Origin of the sequence: Nocardioides xinjiangensis, from assembly GCF_017916455.1 — a bacterium.
Taxonomy (GTDB): Bacteria; Actinomycetota; Actinomycetes; order Propionibacteriales; family Nocardioidaceae; genus Nocardioides; species Nocardioides xinjiangensis.
The window spans coordinates 165,053-188,143 of sequence record NZ_JAFMSY010000003.1 but is presented as its reverse complement, the minus strand read 5'-3'; the positions used below and the strand labels follow the sequence as shown (position 1 = coordinate 188,143).

The 23,091-nt window shown below is 71.9% G+C and carries 24 protein-coding genes and 1 tRNA gene; 3 read left to right on the top strand and 22 right to left on the bottom strand.

Translation table 11 applies throughout. The features are described 5' to 3' along the window. Position 1 precedes the first annotated feature (1 nt). On the top strand, positions 2–1,093 hold the full coding sequence (locus tag J3P38_RS14410) for a LacI family DNA-binding transcriptional regulator (RefSeq protein WP_210504150.1): 1,092 nt from the start codon (positions 2–4) through the stop codon (positions 1,091–1,093). Here the strand turns inward: J3P38_RS14410 and J3P38_RS14405 are convergent. The 22 genes from J3P38_RS14405 to argS all read right to left on the bottom strand — a co-directional run bounded on the left by J3P38_RS14405 (position 1,090) and on the right by argS (position 22,211). Further along, positions 1,090–1,533, bottom strand: coding sequence for a DUF2550 domain-containing protein (locus J3P38_RS14405; RefSeq protein WP_210440447.1), 444 nt, complete (start codon positions 1,531–1,533; stop codon positions 1,090–1,092). The genes J3P38_RS14410 and J3P38_RS14405 overlap by 4 nt on opposite strands. Before the next feature lie 79 nt (positions 1,534–1,612). Beyond that, a complete protein-coding gene (locus J3P38_RS14400) occupies positions 1,613–2,023 on the bottom strand; it encodes a F0F1 ATP synthase subunit epsilon (RefSeq protein WP_210440446.1) in 411 nt (136 codons plus the stop codon). Then, complete coding sequence (atpD, locus tag J3P38_RS14395) at positions 2,023–3,480, bottom strand: F0F1 ATP synthase subunit beta (RefSeq protein WP_210504149.1); 1,458 nt, start codon at positions 3,478–3,480, stop codon at positions 2,023–2,025. The genes J3P38_RS14400 and atpD overlap by 1 nt, the downstream gene beginning before the upstream one ends. Positions 3,481–3,496: 16 nt before the next feature. Beyond that, complete coding sequence (locus J3P38_RS14390; protein WP_210440444.1) at positions 3,497–4,429, bottom strand: F0F1 ATP synthase subunit gamma; 933 nt, start codon at positions 4,427–4,429, stop codon at positions 3,497–3,499. A gap of 4 nt (positions 4,430–4,433) precedes the next feature. Beyond that, positions 4,434–6,074: a F0F1 ATP synthase subunit alpha gene (atpA, locus tag J3P38_RS14385; protein ID WP_210440443.1), complete on the bottom strand. Its 1,641-nt coding sequence runs from the start codon at positions 6,072–6,074 to the stop codon at positions 4,434–4,436. 69 nt (positions 6,075–6,143) lie between these two features. Beyond that, a complete protein-coding gene (locus J3P38_RS14380; RefSeq protein ID WP_210440442.1) occupies positions 6,144–6,938 on the bottom strand; it encodes a F0F1 ATP synthase subunit delta in 795 nt (264 codons plus the stop codon). Next, positions 6,938–7,519 (bottom strand): F0F1 ATP synthase subunit B, encoded by a 582-nt coding sequence (locus tag J3P38_RS14375; protein ID WP_210440441.1) that lies wholly within the window; start codon positions 7,517–7,519, stop codon positions 6,938–6,940. Before J3P38_RS14375 ends, J3P38_RS14380 begins: the two co-directional genes overlap by 1 nt. A gap of 34 nt (positions 7,520–7,553) precedes the next feature. Then, positions 7,554–7,757 carry an ATP synthase F0 subunit C gene (gene atpE, locus J3P38_RS14370; protein ID WP_307807925.1) on the bottom strand — a complete coding sequence of 68 codons (204 nt, stop codon included), beginning with the start codon at positions 7,755–7,757 and terminating at the stop codon, positions 7,554–7,556. Between the two features lie 74 nt (positions 7,758–7,831). Then, positions 7,832–8,629 (bottom strand): F0F1 ATP synthase subunit A, encoded by a 798-nt coding sequence (gene atpB, locus J3P38_RS14365; protein ID WP_210440440.1) that lies wholly within the window; start codon positions 8,627–8,629, stop codon positions 7,832–7,834. 12 nt (positions 8,630–8,641) lie between these two features. Continuing rightward, entirely contained in the window at positions 8,642–8,866 is a 225-nt protein-coding gene (locus J3P38_RS14360) for an AtpZ/AtpI family protein (protein WP_210440841.1), read from the bottom strand. Between the two features lie 29 nt (positions 8,867–8,895). Beyond that, entirely contained in the window at positions 8,896–9,363 is a 468-nt protein-coding gene (locus tag J3P38_RS14355) for a hypothetical protein (RefSeq protein ID WP_210440439.1), read from the bottom strand. A gap of 80 nt (positions 9,364–9,443) precedes the next feature. Further along, positions 9,444–10,664, bottom strand: a complete 1,221-nt coding sequence (locus J3P38_RS14350; protein WP_210440438.1) for an MraY family glycosyltransferase — start codon at positions 10,662–10,664, stop codon at positions 9,444–9,446. A gap of 5 nt (positions 10,665–10,669) precedes the next feature. Further along, positions 10,670–11,335, bottom strand: a complete 666-nt coding sequence (locus J3P38_RS14345; protein WP_210440437.1) for an L-threonylcarbamoyladenylate synthase — start codon at positions 11,333–11,335, stop codon at positions 10,670–10,672. Then, positions 11,332–12,183, bottom strand: coding sequence for a peptide chain release factor N(5)-glutamine methyltransferase (prmC, locus tag J3P38_RS14340; RefSeq protein WP_210440436.1), 852 nt, complete (start codon positions 12,181–12,183; stop codon positions 11,332–11,334). Before prmC ends, J3P38_RS14345 begins: the two co-directional genes overlap by 4 nt. A 1-nt stretch (position 12,184) precedes the next feature. Beyond that, positions 12,185–13,270 carry a peptide chain release factor 1 gene (gene prfA, locus J3P38_RS14335; protein ID WP_210504148.1) on the bottom strand — a complete coding sequence of 362 codons (1,086 nt, stop codon included), beginning with the start codon at positions 13,268–13,270 and terminating at the stop codon, positions 12,185–12,187. A 106-nt stretch (positions 13,271–13,376) separates the two neighbouring features. Further along, positions 13,377–13,601 carry a 50S ribosomal protein L31 gene (gene rpmE, locus J3P38_RS14330; protein WP_210440434.1) on the bottom strand — a complete coding sequence of 75 codons (225 nt, stop codon included), beginning with the start codon at positions 13,599–13,601 and terminating at the stop codon, positions 13,377–13,379. Positions 13,602–13,742: 141 nt separating this feature from the next. Further along, positions 13,743–15,704: a transcription termination factor Rho gene (gene rho / locus J3P38_RS14325; protein WP_210440433.1), complete on the bottom strand. Its 1,962-nt coding sequence runs from the start codon at positions 15,702–15,704 to the stop codon at positions 13,743–13,745. Between the two features lie 132 nt (positions 15,705–15,836). After that, complete coding sequence (gene thrB, locus J3P38_RS14320) at positions 15,837–16,736, bottom strand: homoserine kinase (protein ID WP_210440432.1); 900 nt, start codon at positions 16,734–16,736, stop codon at positions 15,837–15,839. A gap of 5 nt (positions 16,737–16,741) precedes the next feature. Then, positions 16,742–17,806, bottom strand: coding sequence for a threonine synthase (gene thrC / locus J3P38_RS14315; protein WP_210440431.1), 1,065 nt, complete (start codon positions 17,804–17,806; stop codon positions 16,742–16,744). Further along, complete coding sequence (locus J3P38_RS14310) at positions 17,803–19,119, bottom strand: homoserine dehydrogenase (RefSeq protein ID WP_210440430.1); 1,317 nt, start codon at positions 19,117–19,119, stop codon at positions 17,803–17,805. Before J3P38_RS14310 ends, thrC begins: the two co-directional genes overlap by 4 nt. Then, positions 19,116–20,534 carry a diaminopimelate decarboxylase gene (gene lysA / locus J3P38_RS14305; RefSeq protein WP_374222617.1) on the bottom strand — a complete coding sequence of 473 codons (1,419 nt, stop codon included), beginning with the start codon at positions 20,532–20,534 and terminating at the stop codon, positions 19,116–19,118. The genes J3P38_RS14310 and lysA overlap by 4 nt, the downstream gene beginning before the upstream one ends. 6 nt (positions 20,535–20,540) lie before the next feature. Continuing rightward, the gene (gene argS, locus J3P38_RS14300) at positions 20,541–22,211 is read right to left on the bottom strand and encodes an arginine--tRNA ligase (protein ID WP_210504147.1); all 1,671 of its coding nucleotides are present in this window, start codon (positions 22,209–22,211) and stop codon (positions 20,541–20,543) included. Positions 22,212–22,307: 96 nt separating this feature from the next. Here argS and J3P38_RS14295 point away from each other — a divergent pair, with 96 nt between their 5' ends. After that, complete coding sequence (locus J3P38_RS14295; protein ID WP_210504146.1) at positions 22,308–22,805, top strand: thioesterase family protein; 498 nt, start codon at positions 22,308–22,310, stop codon at positions 22,803–22,805. A 77-nt stretch (positions 22,806–22,882) separates the two neighbouring features. Continuing rightward, a tRNA-Arg gene (locus tag J3P38_RS14290) sits at positions 22,883–22,955 on the top strand. Positions 22,956–23,091 lie beyond the last annotated feature (136 nt).

Sequence of the window (23,091 nt, the reverse complement as noted above, 5' to 3'; positions counted from 1 at the left end):
CGTGCCCCGTCCAGTTCGCACCTCCCCCGGAACCCCGACCGGAACCCCGGCCGGAACCCCGGCCGGAAGCCCGGCTGGAACCCCGGCCGGGACGCCGGCACGCACGCCCACGCTGGCCGACGTCGCCGCGGCCGCAGAGGTCTCGCTGTCCACGGCGTCGCTCACGTTCTCCGGCAACAAGCCGGTCTCCGAGGCGACCCGCTCGCGCGTGCTCGCCGCGGCCGCCTCGCTGGGCTACACGGGCCCGAACCCCCTGGCACGCAACCTGCGCCGCGGCCGCAGCGGCGTCGTCGGCATCGCGGTCGGCCGGCTCAGCACCGCGTTCAGCGACCCGGCCGCGCTGCCCATGCTCGACGCCATCTCCCAGGTCCTCGACGCCGCCGGCCTCGGGCTGCTGCTCATGCCGGACGACGCCGACCACGTCGGTCTCCCCCTCGACGCCGCGATCTACGACATCTGCGGTCGCGAGACCTGGGGCTCCTACGACGAGCTCGCGGCGCGCGAGGTGCCGATGGTCGTCGTCGAGGGTCCGTCGTGGCCCGGCACCACGTTCATCGACATCGACCACCGCGGCGGTGTCGCGGCCCTCGCCCGCCACCTGCACGACCTGGGTCACCGCCGGGTGGCGATCCTCATGCTCGAGGCGTCACACCCCCAGCGCGAGCGCGAGGCCGGGCTGCGTGAGGTGTTCCCCGACGCCGAGGTCGTCGGTGCGTGCGCCAGCGACATCGGTGCCGCCCAGGCGACGGTCGCCGCGTGGCTCGACGCGGCTCCCGGCGGCAGGCCGGGCGTCACCGCCCTGGTGTGCCAGAGCGACGTGCAGGCCGCCGGCGCCGTGGTGGAGGCCCGCCGCCGCGGCCTCCGCGTGCCGGACGACCTGAGCGTCGCCGGGTTCGACGGGGTGCCCACGCCGTGGCTCGACGTCGACCTGACGACCGTGGCGCAACCGCTGGCCGAGAAGGGACGCGCGACCGCACAGGCGGTCCTCGACCGGATCGCCGGCGCCGAGACGGCCGACGTGGTGCTTCCCGTCGAGCTCCGCCTCGGCGGCTCGACCGGACCCGTCGCTCCCCCGACCGACGTGGCCGGCTAGCGCCGGTTCCAGTCGGTGCCCGGGGGGCCGGACTCCAGCCAGGACTGGAACCCGGTCAACGACGCCTCGCTCATGGCGATCTCGAGCGGCTCGCCGCCGTAGCGGCACGACGCCACCACGTGGCCGTCGTACAGCGACATCTCCTCCGGCCCTGCCGGCGAGCGGCGGCCGGAGTACTCCAGCAGGTCGCGGGCCCAGACCCGCTTGGGTCGCGGCGACAGCGAGAAGATGCGGAACCACTCCAGCGACTGGCCGGAGTAGCGACCGATGCCGAGCAGCCACCCTCGGCCCGGGCGGTCGGACCGGGCCCGGTAGCTGAGCTCGAAGGTGCCGCCGTGGCGGGCGAGGAGGCGGCGCCGGACGATCAGGGAGATGCCGTAGAGCAGGGCGAGGAGCAGGATGAGCCCGACGATGTCGAGCGCCCATTCCCAGACCGGCATCCACACCCCTCGCAACGCAGTGAGCGCACGAACCATGCGGTTCGTGCGCTCACCCTAGCGGTCGGTCGGACGGCTCCTGTCAGGAGGCCCGCTCGACGGCGCGGATCCGTGCCTCGGCACGACGCACGGCCTCCTGGGCCGCGTCGTCGTTCTCGCCGGACGCCTGCGCCCGCTCGAGGTCCTGCCGAGCCTTCTCCAGGTTGATCTCGTGCGACATCTCGGCGCGCTCGGAGAGGATCGAGACGCGGTTGTCGGCCACCGACAGGAAGCCGGCGTCGACAGCGGCGACCCAGGTCTCGCCGTCCACCGTCTGCACGTCCACCACGCCCTCGATGATCGAGGACAGCAGCGGAGCGTGGTTGGGGAGGATGCCGAGGTCGCCTTCGGTCGTGCGGGCGATGACCATGGTGGCCTGGCCCGACCAGACGAGTCGGTCGGCGGCGACCAGCTCGACCTGGAGGGCCTTGTCGGTCGAGGCGTCCGAGGCCATCAGAGGCTCTTCTGGATCTCGGCCCACTTCTGCTCGACGTCGTCCAGACCGCCGCACATGAAGAAGGCCTGCTCGGCCACGTGGTCGTACTCGCCGTCGGCGATCTTGTTGAACGCCTCGATGGTGTCGGCCACCGGGACGGTCGAACCCTCGATGCCGGTGAACTGCTTGGCGACGTAGGTGTTCTGCGACAGGAAGCGCTGGATGCGGCGGGCGCGGCTGACGATGATCTTGTCCTCCTCGGACAGCTCGTCGACACCGAGGATCGCGATGATGTCCTGCAGCTCCTTGTTGCGCTGCAGGATCTGCTTGATCCGGATCGCGCAGCGGTAGTGCTCGTCGCCGATGTACTGCGGGTCGAGGATCCGCGAGGTCGACGTCAGCGGGTCCACCGCCGGGTAGATGCCGAGCGAGGCGATCTCCCGCGAGAGCTCGGTGGTGGCGTCGAGGTGCGCGAACGTCGTGGCCGGCGCCGGGTCGGTGTAGTCGTCGGCCGGGACGTAGATCGCCTGCATCGAGGTGATCGAGTGACCGCGCGTCGAGGTGATGCGCTCCTGGAGCTGGCCCATCTCGTCGGCGAGGTTGGGCTGGTAGCCCACCGCGGACGGCATGCGACCGAGCAGGGTGGACACCTCGGAGCCGGCCTGGGTGAAGCGGAAGATGTTGTCGATGAAGAGCAGCACGTCCTGCTGCTGCACGTCACGGAAGTACTCCGCCATGGTCAGCGCCGACAGGGCGACCCGCAGGCGGGTGCCCGGCGGCTCGTCCATCTGGCCGAAGACGAGGGCGGTCTGCCCCAGCACCCCGGCCTCCTCCATCTCGACGATGAGGTCGTTGCCCTCACGGGTGCGCTCGCCGACACCGGCGAACACCGACACGCCGCCGTGGTCCTTGGCGACGCGGGCGATCATCTCCTGGATCAGCACGGTCTTGCCGACGCCGGCACCGCCGAACAGGCCGATCTTGCCGCCCTGCACGTAGGGGGTCAGCAGGTCGATGACCTTGATGCCGGTCTCGAACATCTGGGTCTTGGCCTCGAGCTGGTCGAAGGCCGGCGCCTTGCGGTGGATGCCCCAGCGCTCGTTGACCTCGAACGTCTCGCCCTCGGCGAGGTTGAGCACGTCGCCGGTGGTGTTGAACACCTTGCCGAGCGTCGCGTCGCCGACGGGCACCGTGATGGACTCACCGGTGTCGCGCACCTGGGCGCCGCGGACCAGGCCGTCGGTCGGGCGCATGGAGATGGCACGCACCATGCCGTCGCCGATGTGCTGGGCCACCTCGAGGATGATCGTCGAGGTCTCGCCACTCAGCGTCAGGTCCACCTCGAGGGCGTTGTAGATGGCCGGCATGGCGTCGGTCGGGAACTCGATGTCCACGACCGGGCCGATGACGCGCGTGATGCGACCGACCGAGCCGGCAGCGCCGCTGGTCGTGGTCTCTTCGACGGTTGCAGTCATGTCTCTCTTCTCCGCTTCAGTCTTGACCGGCGTTCGCGTCGGCGAGGGCGTTGACGCCACCGACGATCTCGCTGATTTCCTGGGTGATGCCGGCCTGGCGGGCCTGGTTGGCGATTCGGGTGTACTTCTTGATGAGCTCGTCGGCGTTGTCGGTCGCCGACTTCATCGCCTTCTGACGGGCGGCCAGCTCGGAGGCGGCCGCCTGCAGCAGGGCGAAGAAGATCCGGCTCTGGACGTAGCGCGGGAGCAGGGAGTCCAGCACGTCGGACGGCGACGGCTCGAACTCGTAGAGCGGCAGCAGGTCGCCCTCGGCAGGCGCCTCGGTGCCCTCGACGACCTCCAGCGGGAGGAGGCGCACGGCGGTCGGCTCCTGGCTCAGCATCGAGCGGAACCGGGTGTAGACGACGTGCACCTCGTCGACGGGCCGGGCGTCGGAGCCCGACTCGTCACCGTCGGTGTCGGCGAGGAAGGCCGCGATCAGCGTGGCCCCGATCTCGGCCGCCACGTCGTAGGTGGGCTGGTCGGAGAAGCCCGTCCACGCCTGCACGACCTCGCGCTGGCGGAACTTGAAGTAGGCCTCGCCCTTGCGACCGCTGGTGTAGAGGTCGACGTCCTTGCCCTCGCCGCGGAGCTTCTCGACGAGGCGCTCGGCCTCCTTGATGACGCTCGAGGAGTAGGCGCCGGCCAGACCGCGGTCGGAGGTGACCACGAGCACCGCGGCCCGCTTGGGGTCCTCCGGCTCGGTGGTCAGCGCGTGGTCGACGTTCGAGAACGTCGCCACGGCCGACACCGCGCGGGTGAGCTCCCGGGCGTAGGGCGCGGCGGCCTGGGCCCGCTGCTGCGCCTTGATGATCCGCGAGGCAGCGATGAGCTCCATCGCACGCGTGATCTTCTTCATCGACTCCGTCGACTTGATCCGCGCGCGGTACTCGCGTACGGAGAGGGCCATCTCGTCAGCCCCGCTTCTGCTTGACGATCTGCTCCTGCTCGACGTCCTCGTCCTCGAGGGCGACGTGCTCCTCCTTGCCGGCCTTGATGCTCCGGCCGTCGGAAGTCTCGAACTGGTCGAGGAAGGAGTCGTAGGCGGAGCTCAGCTCGGCCTCGGCCGCGTCGTCGAACTTCAGCGTCTCGCGGATGCCGGCGAGGATGCCCTCGTGCGAGCGCCGGAGGTAGTCGAGGAACTCGCCCTCGAACCGCAGCACGTCGTCGGTGGGCACCTTGTCGAGGCGACCGGTCGTGCCGAGCCACAAGGAGGCGGTCATCTCCTCGACCGGGTACGGCGAGTACTGCGGCTGCTTGAGCAGCGCCATCAGGCGCTGGCCGCGGTCGAGCTGCTGGCGCGAGGCCGCGTCGAGGTCGGAGGCGAACATGGCGAACGCCTCCATCGCGCGGAACTGCGCCAGGTCGACCTTGAGCGAGCCGGTGACGGCCTTCATCGCCTTGGTCATCGCCGAGCCACCCACGCGCGAGACCGAGACACCCACGTCGATGGCGGGACGCTGGTTGGCCGCGAACAGGTCGGACTGCAGGAAGATCTGGCCGTCGGTGATCGAGATGACGTTGGTCGGGATGAACGCCGAGACGTCGTTGGCCTTGGTCTCGATCATCGGCAGGCCGGTCATCGAGCCCGCACCCAGCTCGTCGGAGAGCTTGGCGCAGCGCTCGAGCAGGCGGCTGTGCAGGTAGAACACGTCGCCCGGGTAGGCCTCGCGACCCGGCGGGCGGCGCAGCAGCAGCGACACCGCGCGGTAGGCCTCGGCCTGCTTGGTCAGGTCGTCGAAGACGATCAGGACGTGCTTGCCGTCGTACATCCAGTGCTGGCCGATGGCCGAGCCGGTGTAGGGGGCGAGGTACTTGAAGCCGGCCGAGTCCGAGGCGGGGGACGCCACGATGGTGGTGTACTCCAGAGCACCGGCCTCCTCGAGTGCGCCGCGCACGGAGGCGATGGTCGAGCCCTTCTGGCCGATGGCGACGTAGATGCAGCGGACCTGCTTGCTCGGGTCGCCGGACTCCCAGTTCTGCTTCTGGTTGATGATCGTGTCGATCGCGATCGTCGTCTTGCCGGTCGCGCGGTCACCGATGATGAGCTGGCGCTGGCCGCGGCCGATCGGGGTCATCGCGTCGATGGCCTTGATGCCGGTGGCGAGCGGCTCGTGCACCGACTTGCGCTGCACGACGGTCGGCGCCTGGAGCTCGAGGGCGCGACGGCCCGTGGTCTCGATGTCGCCGAGGCCGTCGATCGGCTGCCCGAGCGGGTCGACGACGCGGCCGAGGTAGCCCTCGCCCACGGGGACCGAGAGGATCTCACCGGTGCGGCGGACCGACTGGCCCTCCTCGATCTTGTCGAAGTCACCGAGGACCACGACGCCGATCTCGCGGGTGTCGAGGTTCAGGGCGATGCCCAGCGTGCCGTCCTCGAACTCGAGCAGCTCGTTGGCCATGACCGAGGGCAGGCCGCTCACGCGGGCGATGCCGTCGGCCGCCTCGGCAACGGTGCCGACCTCTTCCGTGGTCGCCGCGTCGGGCTTGTAGTCGGACACGAAGCGCTGGAGCGCGTCCCGGATCTCGTCCGGACGGATGGAAAGCTCCGTCATCTCATCTCACCTGTTCCTGGTCTGGTCTGCTCGAAAGTTCTGGTGGTGCGGGGGGCTGGGTGCCGCGGCTCAGCCGGCGAGCCGGCGTCGTGCCTCGTCGAGGCGGCTGGACACCGTGCCGTCGATGACGTCGTCCCCGATCTCGACGCGGATGCCGCCGAGGACCGCGGGGTCGACGACGACGTTGAGGTGGATCTCGCGCCCGTAGGTGCGCGCGAGGCCGTCGGCGAGACGCTGGCGGTCGCCGTCGGAGAGCGGCCGGGCGACGTGGACGGTGGCCACGCCCTCGCCGCGGACGTCGGCTGCCACCTTCTGGTAGTCGGCCAGGGCGACCCCGACCGTCCGGTAGCTGCCCGACAGCGACTGCTGCACGAGCACGACGGTGGCCGGGAGGACCTTGTCGCCCAGCAGGTCGGCCAGCAGCCGCGCCTTGTCGTCCCGGCTGCGGGCCGGGTCGGACAGGGCGTCGCGCAGCTGCGGGTTGGCCTGGACGACCTGCGCGAAGGCGAACAGCTCGTCCTCGAGACGACCGGCGTCGCCACCCGCGGAACGGGCGACCGAGACGACCCCGAGCCGCTCGAGGGCGTCGGGGAGGTCGCGGCCGGCGGTCCAGCGCTGGGCCACCGCGACGGTGACCACGGCCAGGGTGAGCTCGGAGACCTTGCCGGACAGCACCTCGCGGAGCAGCCCGGCCTTCGCCTCGCTCGGGACGGACGCGTCGGTGACGACGCGCCGCAGGGTGGGCTCGGCGCGGAGGAGGTCCGCCACACCGAACAGCTCCGGCCCGACGGCGCCGACGTCACCGGAGCCCGGGAGGGCACCGGCGGTGGCGGCGTACGCGTCGGCAGACGCTCCTCGCAACATCAGTTGACGCTCCCCGCGGACGTGCCGTTCTGCGCCTCCAGCTCGGAGAGGAAGCGGTCGACGACCCGGCTCTGGCGAGCCTCGTCCTCGAGGCTCTCGCCGACGATGCGCCCGGCGAGGCCGGTCGCGAGCGCGCCGACCTCGGCGCGGAGCGAGGTGACCGCCTGCTGGCGCTCGGCCTCGATCTGGGTCTTGCCGTGCTCGACGATGCGCTGGGACTCGGCCTGGGCCTGCTCCCGCATCTCGGCGATGATCGCCGCACCCTGCTCGCGTGCCTCCTCACGGATGCGCGCGGCCTCGTGCCGGGCGTCGGCGAGCTGCTTCTCCAGCTCGGCGAGCTTGGCGTCGGCCTCGGCCTGCTTCGACTCGGCCGCGGCGATGCCGCCCTCGATCGCCTGCGTGCGCTCGGCGAAGGTCTGCTCGAAGCGAGGAGCGACGAACTTCCAGATGAGGAAGAACAGCAGGCCGAAGACGACGAGCGACAGGGCGGCCTCGACCGGCACGAAGCCGAGCGGGTTCTCCGGGGCGTGGCCGCCCTCGGTGGGCTCGGTTCCTTCCGCGAGGAAGATCAGATTCTGCATGGCAGTCCTTCGTCAGTCGTGCAGGCGGGTCGTGTCAGAGGACGAACGCGAGCGCGATGCCGATGATGGCGAGCGCCTCGGCCAGGGCGAAGCCCAGGATGGCGATCGACTGGAGGCGGCCCTGGGCCTCGGGCTGACGGGCGACACCGGAGATGTAGGCGGCGAAGATCAGGCCGATACCGACACCGGGGCCGATCGCAGCGAGACCGTAACCGACCATGTTGAGGGAGCCTTCCACGGCTTTGTCCTTTCGGTTGTTTCTACTTGAGAGCTGGGTGGTGAACTGTGGGGCGAGCGGTCGTGCTCGAGCGCTCAGTGCTCGTCGGCGAGGGCGCCGGAGATGTACATCGCGTTGAGCAGGGTGAAGACGTAGGCCTGCAGGAACTGCACCAGGAGCTCGAGGAACGAGATCGCGATCGCGAGCACCCACGCCAGCGGGCCGGCGACGTAGCCGATGCCGCCGTACTCGATGAGGAACAGGCCGCCGGTCGAGAAGAGGATCAGCAGCAGGTGGCCGGCGAACATGTTGGCGAACAGACGCAGCGCCAGCGTGACCGGCCGCACGAGGATGTTGGAGAAGAACTCCAGCGGCACCAGGAGCGGGTACATCACCGGGCTGACGCCGGACGGCACGCTCTGCAGCTTGAGGTAGCCGAGGAAGCCGTGCTTCTTGATCCCCACGGCGTTGTAGATGACCCAGCTGAGCCCGGCCAGCGCGTAGGCCATGGACGCGCGCGAGAAGGTCGGGAACTGGATCCCCGGGATGGACGCGAACGCGTTGTTCACGAGGATGAAGAAGAAGAGGGTGACGAGGTACGGGACGAACCGGAGGAAGTCGTGGCTGCCGATGATGTCGCGCCCGACCGAGTTGCGGACCATGCCGTAGGCGCTCTCGCCGGCGAACTGGAGGCGGCCCGGCACGAGGGTGGCACGGCGGGCGGCGGCGTAGAAGAACACGAAGACGATGAGGGCACCGAGCAGCAGCTGCACCATCGGCTTCGTGACGGCGAGCCCACCGAGGTTGAACAGCGGCACAGCGTCGAAGTCGAAGCTGTTGGGCCCGGGAGCGACGAACTCGTCGCCGGACGCAGCCATCGTGATGCCGAACATCGAGTCAGTCTCCTACTGGCTTGACTTGTTGAACCGTGCGTACGTCATGTAGATCCCGAAGCCGGCACCGATGAGGATGCCGATCGCCACGAGGAAGCTCGTTCCGAGCCAACGGTCGAGGGCCCAGCCAGCCAGACCGTAGACGCCCACGCCCGACACGACGTAGCCGAAGGCGTGCCAGGGGTCGCCATTGGGGGTGTCGTCGGGTCCGGCCGTCGGGGGAAGCTGTCGAGCCATCGCGTGCCGCACACTAGCAGCGGGAGGAGTCATCGCTCACCCCCGGGGTGCTGCGCCGCACCGCCCGTGGGGACGCCGTCGTAGGACGGGATCCGCTGGCGCGTGGCGGCGACCAGCTGGCCCACCAGCCACAGCAGCGTGACGGCGATGACCCCGGCGGCGAACCACCCGCGCGACAGGGTCGTGGCGTCCCACCCGGCACGCTCGATGGCCGCCACGACGAGGGCCAGGGCGAGGAGCTGCAGGGCGTAGGTCATGAGTGCCACGAGCAACGAGGCCGACGGCATCACGCGCGCCACGAGGCCGACGACGAGGATGCCGAGCGCGAAGACGACGAGGGTCAGCACCCCTCCGGCTGCCGCCCCCACGACGCCCGCCCTGCCGTCGGCGACGGCCGCGACGAGCGCCAGGACGACCACGGCGAGGCCTCCGGCGGCCACGGCACCGAGGAGCGGCGACATCCCGGTCGGGAAGTCTGGCGTCGACTCGGTCGTCATGGCGGCGGCCTGTCTGTCGGAGGTCGTGTTCGTCTGCTCGTGAAAACTATCACAAAGTCCTGCGCGGCTCGAAATCGCGGTCAGGGGACGGCCGTCCCCGCGGGTGCGTCGCCCGCCGGGCCCGGCGGGTCGCCGTCGACACGGCCCTCGACCGCCGCGTTCTCCGGGAGGCCGGTGTCGCCGAGCCCGGTCTTGCGCGGCCGGTTCACCCTCGGCAGCACGAAGGTCATCGCCACCGTCACCGCCAGCATCGTGCCCAGGCTCCACCACACCCACGGCTCCGTGTTGAGGCTCACCAGCACCGCGCCGGTGGCGATGGTGAAGGCCCACAGCCACATGATCACCACGGCCCGGCGCTGGGAGTGGCCGATCTCGAGGAGGCGGTGGTGCAGGTGCTGCTTGTCCGCGCTCATCGGCGAGCGTCCCGCGCGCGTCCGGCGCACGACCGCGAGCACGAGGTCGACCATCGGGACCATCAGCAAGGAGATGGGCAGCAGCACCGGCAGCACGGTCACGAAGAGGCCGTTGCCGCCGCTCGACACGTCGGCCACCGGGAACTGCCCCGACATGGTGAGCACGCTCGCCGACAGCACCAGGCCGATCAGCATGGACCCGGAGTCGCCCATGAACAGGCGGGCCGGGTGGAAGTTGTGGGGCAGGAAGCCGGCGCACGCACCGGCGAGCGCGGCGCTCAGCAGGGCGCCGGTGGTGGCGAGCGTGAGGTTGTTCTGCGCGGTGAGGACGTAGCAGTAGAGGAAGAACGCCGCCGCTCCGATGCCGACGACGCCCGCCGCGAGGCCGTCGAGCCCGTCGACGAAGTTCACCGCGTTCATCGTGCCGATCACGAGGAAGAGCGTGAGCAGCGCGGCCTGGGAGCTGTCGATGGAGAACAGCTCGCCGTCCGTGTTCGGGAACCACCAGAACTTCACGCCCTGCACGACCAGGAAGCCCGCGACCAGCACCTGCCCGCCCAGCTTGGTCAGCGCGTCGAGCTCGAAGATGTCGTCGATCACGCCCACCGCGCAGATGAGCGCGCCGGCGATGATCACCGTGCGGGCGTCGTCGAAGACGAAGCCCTCGCTGCGCAGCCCCAGGAACGGCAGCTCGCGCGCCACCAGGTACGCCGCGCCGATGCCGCCGAGCATCGCCAGGCCGCCGAGGTAGGGGATCGGCTCGGCGTGGACGTCGCGGTCGCGCACCTGGGCCACGGCTCCGGTGCGCAACGCGATCTCGCGGGCGACGACCGTGAGGAGGTAGGTCACCGAGAGGGCGACGAGGAAGACGAGGAGGTACTCCCGCACGGGCCCTAGCCCTGGTCCTCGAGCACCACGCCGTGCTCCTCGAGCGCCGCGTTGAGCGTGTCGAGGGAGAGGGCGCCGAGCCGCAGGACCCGGCCGCCGGGAACGGTCGCGTCGACGATGGTCGAGGCCTCCCCTCCCGGAGAGGTGCCGCCGTCGACGATCACTGCGACGGCGTCGCCGAGCATCTCCTCGGCCTGGTCCGCGTCGGTCGCGGCGGGGCGACCGGTGAGGTTGGCCGAGCTGACCGCGAGGGGTCCGGTCCGCTCGAGGACGGCGAGCGCCACCTCGTGGTCCGGCATCCGGACCGCGACGGTGCCGCGCGTCTCCCCGAGGTCCCACATGAGCGAGGCCTGCTGGCGGCACACGAGCGTGAGCGGACCGGGCCAGAACCGCTCGACGAGCGTGCGGGCCCAGGTCGGCACGCCCTCGGCGAGCGCGTCGAGGGTCGTCGGGGCCGAGACGAGCACCGGCGGCGGCATGTCGCGGCCGCGTCCCTTGGCGTCCAGCAGCCGTCGCACGGCGTCGTGGGAGAAGGCGTCGGCCGCGATCCCGTAGACGGTGTCGGTGGGGATGACCACCAGCTCCCCCCGTCGCACGGCACCCGCGGCGGCGGTCACCGCCGCCTCGCGCCCCTCCTCGGTCGAGGTCTCCAGCCTGTCCACGTCGCTCATCGTGCCAGTCGCGCGGTCAGGTAGCGCGGGCGACCCGCGAGGTCGCGGTGGTCGGCCACGTCCACCCAGCGACCCGACCCGGCGAACACGGCGGGAGCCGACCCGCCCTGGACGTCGGCGTGCTCCGCCCCAACCACTCCCCCGGGCCGCAGCAGCTGCGCTGCACGACGTTCGAGCACGCGGATGGCGTCGAGGCCGTCCTGGCCCGAGAACAGCGCGAGGTGCGGGTCGTGGTCACGCGCCTCGGCGGCCACCGACTCCCACGCCTCGAGCGGGATGTAGGGCGGGTTGCACACGACGACGTCGACGGTGCCGAGCAGGTCGTCGAAGGCAGCGGCCATGTCGCCCTGGCGCAGATCGACGCCGGTGCCGGACAGGTTGCGCTGCGCCCACGCCAGCGCCGCCTCGTCGAGCTCGACGGCGTGCACGTCGGCGTGCGGCACCTCGTCGGCCACCGCGCGCGCGATGGCGCCGGAGCCGGTGCACAGGTCGACGACGCGACACGTGCTGTTCTCGTGCTCGGCCGTCCGGGCGGCCTCGATCGCCCACCCGGCGAGCAGCTCGGTCTCCGGCCGCGGGACGAACACGCCCGGGCCGACGGCGAGCTCGACGTGCCGGAAAGCGGCGGTGCCGGTCAGGTGCTGGAGGGGCTCCCGGGCGGCGCGGCGCGCGACGAGCGCGTCGTAGCGCTCCGCCTCGACCGAGGACACCTCGTCGACGAGCGCCAGCCGGCCGAGCGGCACGTCGACCACGTGTGCGAGCAGCAGGTCGGCGTCGCGCTCCGGCGAGGCGACCCCCGCCTCACGCAGCCGTGCCGCACCGTGCCGCCGCGCCTCCCCGGCACGCACGTCAGCCTCCCGAGCCGGGCTCGAGGGCCGCCAGCCGGGCGGCCATGTCGGCCTCCACGCACGAGTCGAGCACCGGCTGGAGGTCGCCGTCGAGCACCTGGTCGAGGTTGTAGGCCTTGTAGCCGGTGCGGTGGTCGGAGATGCGGTTCTCCGGGAAGTTGTAGGTCCGGATCCGCTCGGATCGGTCCACCGTGCGCACCTGCGACCGGCGCGCCTCGCTCGCCTCGGCGTCGGCGGCGTCCTGCGCGGCCTGGAGCAGCCGGGCGCGCAGGATGCGCATCGCCTGCTCCTTGTTCTGCAGCTGGCTCTTCTCGTTCTGGCAGCTCACCACGATGCCGGTCGGCAGGTGGGTGATCCGCACCGCCGAGTCGGTCGTGTTCACGCTCTGGCCGCCGGGGCCGCTGGAGCGGAAGACGTCGATGCGCAGGTCGTTGTCGTCGACGTTCACGTCGACCTGCTCGGCCTCCGGCATCACCAGCACGCCGGCCGCCGAGGTGTGGACACGGCCCTGCGACTCCGTGACGGGCACCCGCTGCACCCGGTGCACGCCGCCCTCGAACTTGAGCAGGGCGTACGGCGTCTGGCCGGGCTCGACCGTTCCGCGGGCCTTGACGGCGGCCGTCACCGACTTGAAGCCGCCGAGGTCGGACTCGGTGGCGTCGAGCAGCTCCACCGCCCAGCCGCGGGCCTCGGCGTAGCGGGAGTACATCCGGAGCAGGTCTCCGGCGAAGAGGGCCGACTCCTCGCCCCCCTCCCCCGACTTGATCTCCAGCAGGGCGTCCTTGCCGTCGGTCGGGTCGCGCGGCACCAGCAGCCTCCGCAGCCGCTCCTCGGCGACCGCACGCCGGGCGGCGAGGTCCTCGGCCTCCTGCGCGAACACCGGGTCGTCGGCGGCGAGCTCGCGGGCCGCCTCGGCGTCGTCCCCCAGCTGGAGCCAGTGCTGCCACGTCGTGACGACGGCGGTCAGCTCGGCGTAGCGCTGGTTGAGCTGCTTGGCCAGGCGCTGGTCGGCATGGGTCTCGGGGAGCGCGAGGCGCCGCTCGAGCTCGGCATGCTCCTCCCGCATGCCCTCGACCGCCTCGAACATGTGCTCCTCCTCAGACCCGACCCGTGCAGACGACCAGACAGACGACCAGAAAGACGACAAGGCGCCGGCCACCCGCGAGTGCGGACGACCGGCGCCGATGCCTGCGCTACTTCTTCGCGGCCGGGGCCTTCTTGGCGTAGCGGGCCTCGAAGCGGGCGACGCGGCCGCCGGTGTCGAGGATCTTCTGCTTGCCGGTGTAGAACGGGTGGCACTGCGAGCAGACGTCGGCGTGGATCGTGCCGGAGGTCGCGGTGCTGCGGGTGGTGAACGACGCGCCACAGGTGCAGGTCACCTGGGTCTCGACGTAGTCGGGGTGAGTGTCCTTCTTCATGGTTGTCCTCTCGAGTTTGCTCCGGGTCGCCCGCGTGGATCGCGTAGTGACGTGAACCGGAACCGGCGCACAAGTGTGCCACCGGTCCGAACACCGACGCCAATCCGGGCATTCCCGACCGGACCGGCGCCGGCCGGGCCGTCAGCGCGGGCCGAGCACCTTCGCGACCGCCTGCTGCGAGTCGGCGGCCGCGAGCTGCCTGCGGACGTCGGCGACGACCGCTCCCTCCGCGGGGGCGAGGAGCTTCTCCTCGTGGCGGGTGCCGGAGGCCGTGACGTCGACCGCGGGCCTGATGCCCTTGGCGGCGCGCTCGGTGCTCAGCACGAGCTCGAGGTTCGCCGTGCCCGCGAGCTCCTCGAGGAAGAACTCGTCGGTGGCCGACCCGGTGCCCACCGCGACCGTGGCCAGGATCGTCAGCGAGCCGCCGTCCTCGATCGTGCGGGCCGCTCCGAAGAACTCCTTCGTCGGGTGGACCGCCGAGGCGTCCACCAGCCCGGCGAGCACGCGACCGTTGGCCGGCGCGGCGAGGTTGTACGCGCGGCCGAGCCGGGTGAGCGAGTCGAGCAGCACGACGACGTCGTGGCCCAGCTCGACCAGCCGCTTGGCGCGCTCGACGGCGAGCTCGGCGACCAGGGTGTGGTCCGCCGGCGGACGGTCGAAGGTCGAGGCCACGACTTCTCCCTTCACCGCGCGCTGGAAGTCGGTGACCTCCTCGGGACGGGTGTCCACGAGGACGACCATCACGTGGCACTCGGGGTTGTTGGTCGTCACCGACTGCGCGATCGACTGCAGCAGCGAGGTCACGCCGGTGCGCGGCGGCGCGAGGACCAGGCCGCGCTGGCCCTTGCCGACCGGGGCCGCGACGTCGATGACCCGGCCGGTCAGGTCCGTGCCCTCGGTCGCCAGGCGCAGCCGCTGGTGCGGGTGCACCGGGACCGCGTCGGCGAACTCCGGACGCTCCTTGGCGCTGTCGGCCTCGGTCCCGTTGACGCTGTCGATGCGGACCATGGGGTTGAACTTCTCCCGACGCTCGCCCTCGCGCGGCTGGCGCACCTGCCCGACGACCGCGTCGCCGCGGCGCAGGTGGTACTTGCGCACCATCGACAGCGACAGGTAGACGTCCTCGGCGCCGGGCAGGTAGCCCGAGGTCCGGACGAACGCGCAGTTGTCGAGCACGTCCAGGATGCCCGCAGCGGGCACCAGCACGTCGTCCTCGAGGATCGTGGTGTCGGGCTCGTTGCGCGCACCCGGCCGAGCCGGGGTGCGGTCGCGGCCGCGCCGACGACGGTTGCGGCGGCTGCCGCCCTCGCCGTCCTCGTCGTCGTCGACCTGCTGGGACTGCCGGTCCTGCTGGCGGTCTTGCCGGTCCTGCCGGTCCTGGCGGTCCTGACGGTCCTGACGGTCCTGGCGGTCCTGGCGGTCCTGCTGACCGTCCCGCTGCTTCTGCTGCTGGGCCGGCTTCTGCTCGCCCTTCTGCGAGGCGTCCTGCCGCTGGCCCTTCTGGCCCTTCTGGTCCTTCTGGTCCTTAGGGTCCTCCTGCCGGTCCCGCTTGGCCCCCCTGTCCTGGCCGTCGGACGGCTCCCCGGACGGGTCCTGCCGCTGGTCCTGCTGGTCCTGGGGCCGATCCTGCCGCTGGTCCTGTCGCTGGTCCTGGCGCTGGTCCTGCTCGGCCTGGCGCTGCTTGCGGGTGCGGGTCCGCACGGTGCTCCGCGCTGCCGGCTCCTCCGACGCCGCCGCGGCGCCCGCCTGCTCGGCGCGGGCCTGCTCGGCCCTCGGCTGCTCGGCCCGCGGCTGCTCGGCCTGCGGCTGCTCGGAGGAAGGCGGCTGCTCGATGCGCAGCTGCTCGGACGAAGGCTGTTCGGACGAAGGCTGCTCGGTCTGGGCCTGGCCGGACCGGGCGCCGCCGGACTGCGCCCTGATCGCCTCCACGAGCTGCGCCTTCTTCATCGAGCCGGCGCCGGCGATGCCGAGCCCCGCCGCCATCGACTTGAGGTCGGCGAGCAGCATCGAGCTGAGGCCGCCGCCCCTCGCCTTCTTCGCGGGCGCGGCCTGGGCCGTCTCGGGGACAGCGTTCTCCGCGGTTGCAGCGGGGGTCTCGGTCACGTGGGTCCTTCGCACGTCGCGTCGCCTGCGGGACCGGAGGAGCGGCCGCCGAGGCGGATGGTGGTCGCCCGTCCACACGGACCCGATGACTGCGGGGGTCCGGGACGGGCAGCTGCGCCGAGCGGCGCGCCGTCAGGTTAGCAGCACCGCGCCCGCGGGCTCGATCGCCAGGTCGTGGCACTGCCAGCCGTCGGGGCGGCGCGCGGTCAGCACCGAGGTGTCGGTCGAGCCGAAGGCGAGCACGGTGGGACCCGCACCGGAGACCACGGCGGGCACGCCGTCGGCCCGCAGGCGGCGTACGAGCGAGAGGGTCTCGGGCATCGCGGGCTCGCGCTGGTCCTGGTGCAGCCAGTCGCGCGTGGCCGGGAGCAGGTGCTCGGGGTGGCCGGTGAGGGCGGCGACGAGGAGGGCGGCGCGACCGGAGTTGGCGGCCGCGTCGGCGTGCGGCACGGTCGCGGGCAGCAGGCCCCGGGCGACCCTCGTCTCCACCCCCGTCGGCGGGACGAAGACGACGGCCGTGATGCGGGGGTCGACGCCGGCGCGGACGGCGTACCAGCGACCGTCCTCCCGGCCGGAGATCACGAAGCCGCCGTAGAACGCCGGGGCGACGTTGTCCGGGTGACCCTCCAGGTCGGCCGCGAGGTCGAAGAGCGCCTCGTCGGAGGCGAGGAGCTGGCCGCCGGCGACGAGCGCCCGGGCGAGCACCACGCCGCCGACGATCGCCGCGGACGACGAGCCGAGGCCCCGCGCGTGCGGGATCATGTTGCGGCACGACAGCCGCAGCCCGGGCGGCTGCTCCCCCATCAGCTCGAACGCGGCACGCATCGCCCTCACCACCAGGTGCGACTCGTCGCGCGGCACCCCGTCGGCCCCGGCGCCCTGGACCTCGACGGCGAGGCCGTGGGGGACGACCTCGGCCTGCAGCTCGTCGCGCAGCGAGAGGGCCAGGCCGAGGGAGTCGAAGCCGGGCCCGAGGTTGGCCGAGGTCGCCGGGACGGTGACGCGCACCGGCCCGTCCACGAAGGTGGTCATCGACCTCAGGCCAGTCCGGCGGCCGCCGCCGCGGTGTCCACGTCGGCGTCGACGACCGTGTCGACCATCTCGCCGCAGGACTCCAGCGCGGTGGCAGTGTCCTTGAGGCCGTGGCCGGTGACCGTGACCGCGACCGTCGTGCCGGCGAAGTCCCGGCCGGACGCCACCGCGGCCAGCAGCCCGGCGACACCGGCGGCCGAGGCCGGCTCGACGAAGACGCCGTCGTGGCGGGCCAGCTCGATCTGCGCGGACAGGATCTGCTCGTCGGACAGCGCCGCGAAGCCGCCTCCGCTCTCCTTGGCGGCCTGCTCGGCGAGGTGCCACGAGGCGGGGTTGCCCACGCGAATGGCGGTGGCCTTGGTCTCGGGGTCGGGGAACGGCTCGCCGGTCACGAGCGGGGCGGCACCCTCCGCCTGGAACCCCAGCATCGCCGGACGCCGGGTCGCGCGGCCGAGCTCGGCGTACTGCTGGTAGCCCAGCCAGTAGGCCGAGATGTTGCCCGCGTTGCCGACGGGGAGGAGGTGGTAGTCCGGCGCGTCGCCGAGGAAGTCGACGACCTCGAACGACGCCGTCTTCTGGCCCTGTAGCCGCACCGGGTTGACCGAGTTGACCAGCTCGACGGGGTAGTTCTGCGACAGCCCGATGGCGATGGCGAGGCAGTCGTCGAAGTTGCCGCGCACCATGATGACCTGCGCGCCGTGCACGACCGCCTGGGCGAGCTTGCCCGCGGCGATCTTGCCCTCCGGGACGAGCACGAGCGGCTTGAGCCCCGCCTTGGCGGCGTAGGCAGCCATCGAGGCCGACGTGTTGCCGGTCGAGGCGCACACGACCGCCTCGGCGCCGAGGTGCCGGGCGTGCGAGATCGCGGCCGTCATGCCGCGGTCCTTGAAGGAGCCCGTCGGGTTGTCCCCCTCGACCTTGAGCCACACCTGCCCACCCGTGAGGCCCGAGAGCCACTCGGAGTGGACGAGCGGCGTGCCGCCCTCGCGGAGGGTCACCGCGTGCAGGCCGTCGGGCAGGTCGAGGAGGTCGCGGTACTCCTCGATGACGCCTCGCCACTGGTGGCTCATTCGTCGCCTCCCTCGACCCGCATCACCGAGGTGACCTCGCGGACGATGTCCATGCTGCGCAGCTGGTCGACCGTCGCGCTGAGCGCCGCGTCGGGCGCGGCGTGCGAGACCACGACGAGCTGGGCGTCGGCGCCGCGGCCCTCCTGGCGCACGGTCTGGATCGAGACGTCGTGGTCGGCGAACGCGTTGGCCACGGCGGCGAGCACGCCCGCGCGGTCGTCGACGTCGATCGCGACGTGGTAGCGGGTGCGGGTCTCGCCCATCGGCTGCACGGCCCGGTCGGCGTACGCCGACTCGCCCGCGCCGCGGGTGCCGGCCAGGCGGTTGCGCGCGACCGTGACGAGGTCGCCCAGCACCGCGCTCGCGGTGGGCGCGCCGCCGGCTCCCGGCCCGTAGAACATCAGCTGGCCGGCGGCCTCGGACTCCACGAACACCGCGTTGTAGGCCTCGCGCACACTGGCGAGCGGGTGCGTCCGCGGGATCATCGCCGGGTGCACGCGGGCCGCCACGTGGTCGCCGCGCAGCTCGCAGATCGCGAGCAGCTTGACCACCGCGCCCATGTCGCGGGCGCTGGCGACGTCGGCGGCCGTGACCTCCGAGATGCCCTCGCGGTAGACGTCGGCAGCGGTGACGCGCGAGTGGAAGGCGAGGCTGGCCAGGATCGCCGCCTTGGCCGCGGCGTCGAAGCCCTCGACGTCGGCGGTGGGGTCGGCCTCGGCGTAGCCGAGCTCCTGCGCCTCCTCGAGCGCCTCGGAGAAGCCCGCGCCGGAGCTGTCCATCTTGTCGAGGATGAAGTTGGTGGTGCCGTTGACGATGCCGAGGACGCGGGTCACCTTGTCGCCGGCGAGCGACTCACGCAGCGGACGCAGGATCGGGATGGCACCGGCGACGGCGGCCTCGTAGTAGAGGTCGCGCTCGGCCTTGGCGGCGGCCTCGAAGAGCGTCGGGCCGTCCTCCGCGAGCAGCGCCTTGTTGGCGGTGACGACGCTCGCGCCGTTGTCGAGCGCGGCCAGGATGAGCGACCGGGCGGGCTCGATCCCGCCGATCACCTCCACGACCAGGTCGACGTCGTCGCGCGCCACCAGGCCCGAAGCGTCGGTGGTGAGCAGCCCCTCGGGGACCTCGACGTCGCGCGGCGCGTCGAGGCGGCGCACGGCGACCCCGACGAGCTCCACCGGGGCGCCCACGCGGGCCGCGAGGTCGTCGCTCTGCTCGCTCAGCAGCCGGACGACCTGCGAGCCGACCGCGCCGCAGCCGAGCACGGCCACCCTGAGCACGTCGCCACGGGAGGCGCGCACCTCACCCTCACTCATGAAACACCCACATCGGTCGCGAACAGGTCCGCCTCAGTCTCCCGTCGCAGGACGGTGAACGTCGTCCCGTCCCGAACTCCGATCACCGGAGGACGCAGCGCGTGGTTGTAGTTGGACGCCATCGACCTGCAGTAGGCCCCGGTCCCGGGCACCGCGACGAGGTCGCCGGGGCGGACGTCGCCGGGCAGGAACTCGTCCTTCACGACGATGTCGCCGGCCTCGCAGTGCTTGCCGACCACCCGGGCGAGCACCGGGTCGGAGCCCGACGCCCGGGAGGCCAGCGTGGCGGAGTAGTCGGCGTCGTAGAGGGCGGTGCGGATGTTGTCGCTCATCCCGCCGTCCACCGAGACGTACGACCGGCGCAGGCCACCGTCGAGGGCGACCTCCTTGACCGTGCCCACCTCGTAGACCGTGCACATCGACGGACCGACGATCGCCCGGCCCGGCTCGATCGAGAGCCTCGGCCGGGCGATGCCGAGCGCGCGGCACTCGTGCTCGACGATGCCGGTGATCCCGGCCGCCAGCTCGGCGGGCTCGGACGGGTCGTCCTGCGTGGTGTAGGCGATGCCGAAGCCGCCGCCGAGGTCCATCTCCGGCATCTCGACACCGAGCTTCTCACCCACCTGCGCGTGCAGTGCCAGCACCCGGCGGGCGGCGACCTCGAACCCCGAGGTGTCGAAGATCTGGCTGCCGATGTGGGAGTGCAGGCCGAGCAACCGGAGGCCCGGCGCCGCGTGCACCCGGCGCACGGCCTCGAGGGCGTCGCCGCCGGCGATGGAGAAGCCGAACTTCTGGTCCTCGTGCGCGGTGGCGATGTACTCGTGGGTGTGCGCCTCGACGCCGGCGGTGACTCGCACCATCACCCCCACCGTCCGGCCGAGCCGGGCGCAGGTCTCGGCCAGCCGCTCGATCTCCACGAAGGAGTCGACGATGATCCGCCCGACCCCGAGGGCGACGGCTCGCTCGAGCTCGCCACGGGTCTTGTTGTTGCCGTGGAAGCCGACCCGCTCCATCGGGAACCCGGCCCGCTCCGCGACGGCCAGCTCGCCGCCCGAGCACACGTCGAGGGCCAGCCCCTCCTCGTCGAGCCACCGCACGACGGTGGTGCAGATGAACGCCTTGCCGGCGTAGAACACCTCGTAGCCCGCGAAGGCGTCGCGGAAGGCGCGGGCCCGCGCCCGGAAGTCGTCCTCGTCGAGGACGTACGCCGGCGAGCCGTGCTCGCGGACCAGCTCGGGCAGCGGCACCCCGCCGACGCTGAGCACGCCGTCGGTCTTGGTGGTCGTGCGCGACCAGAGGTGCTCGACGAGCGCGTCGGGGTCAGCCGGCTCGCGCAGCCAGTGCGGTCCGCCGGGGCGGGTCGAGCGCAGGGCGCCGTCCGCGTGCGCCCAGCCGGAGGGATGGGCTGTCGGCACGCTCGATCACATCCTCTCGGGGGCGGAGACACCGAGCAGCCGCAGCCCGTTGGCGACGACGGTGCGGGTCGCGTGGACCAGGACGAGTCGTGCCTCGTTGGTCGGCGTGACCGGCTCGTCGCCCATCGGCAGCATGCGGCACTCCCTGGTGTCGTACCACTTGTTGAACACCGAGGCGGTGTCCTCGAGGTAGCGCGCCACCCGGTGGGGGGCGCGCAGCTCGGCGGCCGCGCTCACCACCCTGGGGAACTCCGCCAGCGCCCGGAGCAGCTGGCCGTCGAGCTCGTGCGCCAGGAGCGTCGGGTCGAACGAGTCGCCGGGAAGGGACATCCCGAGGTCGGCGGCGTTCTCGATCATCCGGCAGGTCCGCGCGTGCGCGTACTGGACGTAGTAGACCGGGTTGTCGTTGTGGGCCCGGGCCCACAGGTCGAGGTCGAGGTCGATGTTGGTGTCGTTGGTGTAGCGCGCGAGGGCGTACCGCGCCGCGTCGACGCCGATGGCGTCCACCAGGTCGTTGATCGTCACGGTGGTGCCGGCGCGCTTGGACATGCGCAGCGGCTTGCCGTCGCGCAGCAGGTTGACCATCTGACCGATGAGGATCTCCAGGTCCTTGCCCGGCTCGTCGCCGAAGGCGGCACACATGGCGTTCATCCGACCGACGTAGCCGTGGTGGTCGGCGCCGAGCATGATGAAGCAGCGGTCGAACCCCCGCTCCTTCTTGTCCAGGTAGTAGGCGAGGTCGCCGGAGATGTAGGCGGGCGAGCCGTTGGAGCGCACGATGACGCGGTCCTTGTCGTCGCCGTACTTCTCGGTCCTCAGCCACAGCGCGCCGTCGGCCTCGTAGGTGTTGCCCATCTCGGTGAGCCGCGCGATGGCGCGCTCGACGGCGCCGGACTCGTGCAGGTTGTTCTCGTGGAAGTAGACGTCGAAGTCCACCCCGAAGTCGTGGAGCGACTGCTTGATCTCGGCGAACATCAGCTCGACGCCCTCGGCGCGGAAGATCTCCTGCGCCTCGTCCTCGGGCAGCTCGAGGACCTCGGGCCGCTTGGCCACGACGTCCTTGGCGATCTCCTCGATGTAGGCCCCGCCGTAGCCGTCCTCGGGCACGGGCCGTCCCTTGGCCCAGGCGAGCAGGGAGGAGCTGAACCGGTCGAGCTGGGCACCGTGGTCGTTGAAGTAGTACTCCCGGGTCACCTCGGCGCCGGAGAAGGCGAAGACCCGGCCCAGCGCGTCGCCCACGGCGGCCCAGCGGACCGCGCCGATGTGCAGGGGGCCCGTGGGGTTGGCCGAGACGAACTCGAGGTTGATCTTCTCGCCCGCGAACGCGTCGGAGGAGCCGTACGTCTGCCCCGCGGCGACGACGTCGGCCGCGACCTGCCCCTGGGCGCCGGCCTCGACCGTGACGTTGAGGAAGCCGGGACCCGCGACCTCGACGTCGCCGATGCCCGCGGAGGCGCGCAGCCGGCCGGCGACGAGGTCGGCGAAGGCCCGAGGGTTGGTGCCGGCCTTCTTGGCCAGCTGCAGGGCGACGTTGGTGGCGTAGTCGCCGTGCCCCTTCTGCCGGGGTCGCTCCACCGTGACCTGGGTCGGCACGCCGTCGGGCAGCGTGATCGCACCGTCGGCCACGAGGGCCTCCAGCGCGTCGACGATGGTCTCGGAGAGCTGCGAGGGATTCACCGGACAAGCCTATCGGCGGCCGCCGGCTCGGACCGAACCGGTTTCACGCCGTGGCCCCCCGGCCGGCGCCCGGGTCCTGCCCTAGGGTTCTGCGCTGTGACGACGCACCCGACCTACGACCAGCTGAGCGGCCTCCCCGCCTACGTCGAGCAGCCCGTGCCGATGCCCTTCGAGGACATCAACGGCCACCTCAACGTCCGCCACTACATCGGCATCGCCAGCGAGGGCCTCGACGAGTCCCTCGTCGAGGTCGGGATCCCTCAGATGTGGCCGCTGACGCACGGCCAGGCGTGCTTCACCGCCGAGCACCACGTCACCTACCTCAGCGAGCTGCGCACCGGCGACCAGATGTCCGCCCGGGTGCGCCTGCTCGGCCGCTCCGAGCGCGCCGCGCACGTGCTGGTCTACCTGCTCGACGAGACCCACCAGAAGGTCGCCTGCGTGGTGGAGGAGATCTTCTTGCACATCGACCTGGAGACCCGGCGTACGGCGCCGTGGCCCGAGGACGTCGCCGCCGCGCTCGACGCCCGCGTCGCCGAGCACGAGGGCCTGCCCTTCCCCGCCGTGACCTCCGGCTCCCTCGCCCTCCGCTAGGCGGTTTCACGACCGCGTCGCACGACCGGTAGTCTTCACCGCGCACCCAACCCGGAGCTCCTCCGGGAGAGGTGCAGGCCTCCGTAGCTCAGGGGATAGAGCACTGGTTTCCGGTACCAGGTGCCGCAGGTTCGAATCCTGCCGGAGGCGCCCCCGCTGCTGTCGCAGCCGCTCGCAGACCGACGGACCCACTTCGACGTGGGTCCGTTCGTCATTTCCGGCCCCGTCCGCGGTGACGGCCGTCACCAATCCGTGCTCCCCTCGTTGACGGCCTGAGGGAGTTACT